Genomic DNA, 3509 nt, shown 5'->3' with positions numbered 1-3509 from the left:
CACCAAACGTCCAGCCAAGCCATCGCCGAAAAAGCGCCCGGGCCTGAAGCTGGTCGATGACGCGCCATCGGGCAAGCGTCGTGGTGCACCGGCCGGTTCCGGCCAGCGTCCAGGTTTTGGTCGCAAGAAGCCGCAGTGATTCGTTAAGCGCTGCATAAAAACGCCAACCCTCGGGTTGGCGTTTTTTTTTTTTGCCTGGATTTGGAACCTGCTCTATGAGCAAAGCAGGTCCATTGTGGGAGCGGGCTTGCTCGCGAATGCGGTGTATCAGTTGATACATCCAGTGACTGACCCACCGCATTCGCGAGCAAGCCCGCTCCCACAGTTGATCTCCATTGTTTTGGCGGGCGTGTCAGAACATGAAAGCCCCATCGAACACGGGTTTATCGTCGAGGGCCAACACGCCGCTGGCGAAGATCAGGTCCAGGTGGTGGCTGCCTTTCTGCCCGCCACCCAATCCCAGGTGCAGCCCGCAATGACGCTCTTCAAAGCCGGCGTTGCGCGCATACAAATCCTTCACGCCTTCATTGGTGCCAATGCCCAGTTCTTCCACCCGGCGATTGGACGGGTTGGCATTCAGGTATTTGTTGAAGTCATCCGCCAGCCCCGGCACTTCGCTGGCCACGGTGCAGATGGTCGAGTTCTCGATCCACAGTTCCAGCGGTGATTGCAGCACGCCGTATTTGCGCGCAAAGGGAATGGTGCTGAGGAAGGTGCCGACGAACCGCACCTGGCCGTTGATGGCCTCGCTGTGGGTGGCGATCTCGCCGGGTGCCAGGTCGTGGTTGCCGATGCCGTTGATATTGGTCCACTTCTTGATGCTGCTCATGGGCGCTTCAAGGCGCGAGCCATGCTGGTCGGTGAAGCTCAGCACGCTGGCCTGGGACATGCGCCGGATCAACGTGGCGTTGAGGTCGGCAATTCGCTGTGGGGCGACGCTGAAGGTGTCGTAGAAATAGTCGCCGTAGTCCTTGAGCAGCAGGGATTTTTTCCAGTGCTCGGCCATCACGCCTTGCAGGGCACGGATAAAGTCCGGGCCTTCGGCGCGTGGGTTGGGCAGGGTCGAGGAATCGTAGAGAAACATGTACAGGTCACAGTCTTCGATGGCCTTGGCCAGCGCTTCGCAGGGGGCCTGGTCCAGGCGTTGTACCTGGAAGTCGAAGCGGGCAGCGCTGCCCTGGATGATCGATTGGGCGATGGCGTCGTAGCGTTCGGTATGGCCAAGCAAAATGGTGGGGCGGTGCAGGCCGGCGAGGGCCGGGTGATGGGCGAGGTAATACAGAAAATGTTCGACGGCGCGGGCCTTGTCCATGACGTCCTTCCTTCAAAGCCTTCGGTAGGAGCAGTGGCAGGTGCGGCGTCCCGCACCTGCCGGGGTGCCTGATCAGATTAGAAAGGCCACATCGCGGTGCCGAACGGCACGACGGCATCGGCTTGCATCATTTCAACGGCGGCCTCATGGGTCGGCGCTTCAAACCAATCGTCGAGTTGCAGTTCGGTTTCCAGGTCATTTTCCAGTGCTTGCATGGTGAATCTCCTAGATGACGTTGTTTGAGAACGAGCTTGCCAGCTTGCTGCGCTGGGCAAGTGGATGAACCTAGAAGAGAGTGTTTGGGATTGCAAAATTTTTATTGACACGGTTCCATTTGGATTTTTTATTCCGTTTTGATGGCGATTTGGTTTATGTCGATGAAACAGAGAGTTGGTTGCATCGTTTTGTAGGAATCGTCCTTTCGTCAACTTCTCGTTATCTGAAAGAATTTTCCTAATGTCCCTCCTATCTGCCGCACCGCATCCTGTCAGCCCAGACAGGTTTGGCGGTGTACAATGCGCCGCGTTTTACTGTGATCCCACTCTCTCAGGGCTATCCGCCTTGTTCATTCCGCCTGGCCACAAGCCCGTCGGGTTCGATTTCGTCACAGATAAAAACAACAGGTGACGTATGACCGTAAGAAAAAACGCTGGACCTGGGTTTGATCGGCGCTGCTGTAGCCCGTTACCAAAGCAGCACCCCTCCATGAGCACCCTCAAACCTTGCGTGAGACCCTTTCCATGAGTGAAGCCAACTCGCATTCAGGCGAACTGAAGCGCGGCCTGAAAAATCGCCATATCCAACTGATCGCCCTCGGTGGCGCGATTGGCACCGGGTTGTTCCTGGGGTCGGCCGGCGTGCTGAAATCCGCCGGGCCGTCGATGATCCTCGGGTATGCCATCTGCGGCTTTATCGCCTTCATGATCATGCGCCAGCTGGGCGAGATGATCGTCGAAGAGCCGGTGGCCGGTTCCTTCAGCCACTTTGCCCACAAGTATTGGGGCGGTTTCGCCGGCTTCCTGTCGGGCTGGAACTGCTGGATTTTGTACATCCTGGTGGGCATGTCGGAGCTGACGGCAGTTGGCAAGTATGTGCACTACTGGTGGCCCGAGATCCCGACCTGGGTGTCGGCGGCGGCGTTTTTTGTGTTGATCAATGTGATCAATCTTTCCAACGTCAAAGTCTTCGGCGAGGCCGAGTTCTGGTTTGCGATCATCAAGGTGGTCGCCATTGTCGGCATGATCGCCCTGGGCAGTTACCTGTTGGTGAGTGGCACCGGCGGGCCACAAGCCTCGGTGACCAACCTGTGGGAGCACGGCGGGTTCTTTCCCCATGGCGTGGGTGGTTTGGTGATGGCCATGGCGATCATCATGTTCTCGTTTGGCGGCCTGGAGATGCTCGGGTTTACTGCGGCTGAGGCGGACAAGCCACGCACGGTGATTCCGAAGGCGATCAACCAGGTGATCTACCGGATCCTGATTTTCTACATCGGCGCGTTGGTGGTGCTGTTGTCGTTGACGCCTTGGGACAGCTTGCTGGAGACCCTGAATGCCTCCGGGGACGCCTATAGCGGCAGTCCGTTTGTGCAGGTGTTTTCGATGTTGGGCAGCAATACCGCGGCGCATATTCTCAACTTTGTGGTGCTGACGGCGGCGTTGTCGGTCTACAACAGCGGCACTTACTGCAATAGCCGGATGCTGTTGGGGATGGCCGAGCAGGGTGACGCGCCGCGGGCATTGGCGAAGATCGACAAGCGCGGGGTGCCGGTGCGGTCGATCCTGGCGTCGGCGGCGATTACGCTGGTGGCGGTGTTGATGAATTACCTGATTCCGCAGCATGCGCTGGAGTTGTTGATGTCGCTGGTGGTGGCGACCCTGGTGATCAACTGGGCGATGATCAGTTTTTCGCATTTCAAGTTTAGGCAGCATATGGATCGGACGGGGCAGGTGCCGTTGTTCAAGGCGCTTTGGTATCCGTATGGGAATTATGTTTGCCTGGCGTTTGTGGTGTTTATTCTTGGGGTGATGCTGCTGATTCCGGGGATTCAGGTGTCGGTGTATGCGATTCCGGTTTGGGTGGTGTTTATGTGGGTTTGCTACGGGATCAAGAACAGGCGTAAGGCTCGGGAAGGGGGGGTGTTGAGTCGGGGTTGATCTCGGGTACATATCCGTTGCTGCGGTAACGGCGACTTATGGTT

General features: G+C 57.5%; 3 protein-coding genes and 1 pseudogene. 2 read left to right on the top strand and 2 right to left on the bottom strand.

What is annotated here, in order from left to right:
- Window positions 1–139: pseudogene (locus tag HX846_RS32880) on the top strand (23S rRNA pseudouridylate synthase B); the annotation flags it as partial.
- 213 nt (window positions 140–352) lie between these two features.
- Here HX846_RS32880 and HX846_RS32875 read toward each other — a convergent pair.
- Window positions 353–1312, bottom strand: a complete 960-nt coding sequence (locus HX846_RS32875) for a leucyl aminopeptidase (RefSeq protein ID WP_102369770.1) — start codon at window positions 1310–1312, stop codon at window positions 353–355.
- A gap of 77 nt (window positions 1313–1389) precedes the next feature.
- Window positions 1390–1527, bottom strand: coding sequence for a hypothetical protein (locus HX846_RS32870; protein WP_003175756.1), 138 nt, complete (start codon window positions 1525–1527; stop codon window positions 1390–1392).
- 525 nt (window positions 1528–2052) lie between these two features.
- Here HX846_RS32870 and HX846_RS32865 point away from each other — a divergent pair.
- A complete protein-coding gene (locus HX846_RS32865) occupies window positions 2053–3465 on the top strand; it encodes an amino acid permease (protein WP_177039664.1) in 1413 nt (470 codons plus the stop codon).
- The last annotated feature ends 44 nt before the right edge of the window (window positions 3466–3509 follow it).

It is taken from the genome of Pseudomonas sp. K5002 (assembly GCF_013386655.1).
Taxonomy (GTDB): Bacteria; Pseudomonadota; Gammaproteobacteria; order Pseudomonadales; family Pseudomonadaceae; genus Aquipseudomonas.
The sequence above is the reverse complement of the archived record's forward strand: the minus strand, read 5'-3'. Positions and strand labels throughout refer to the sequence as shown.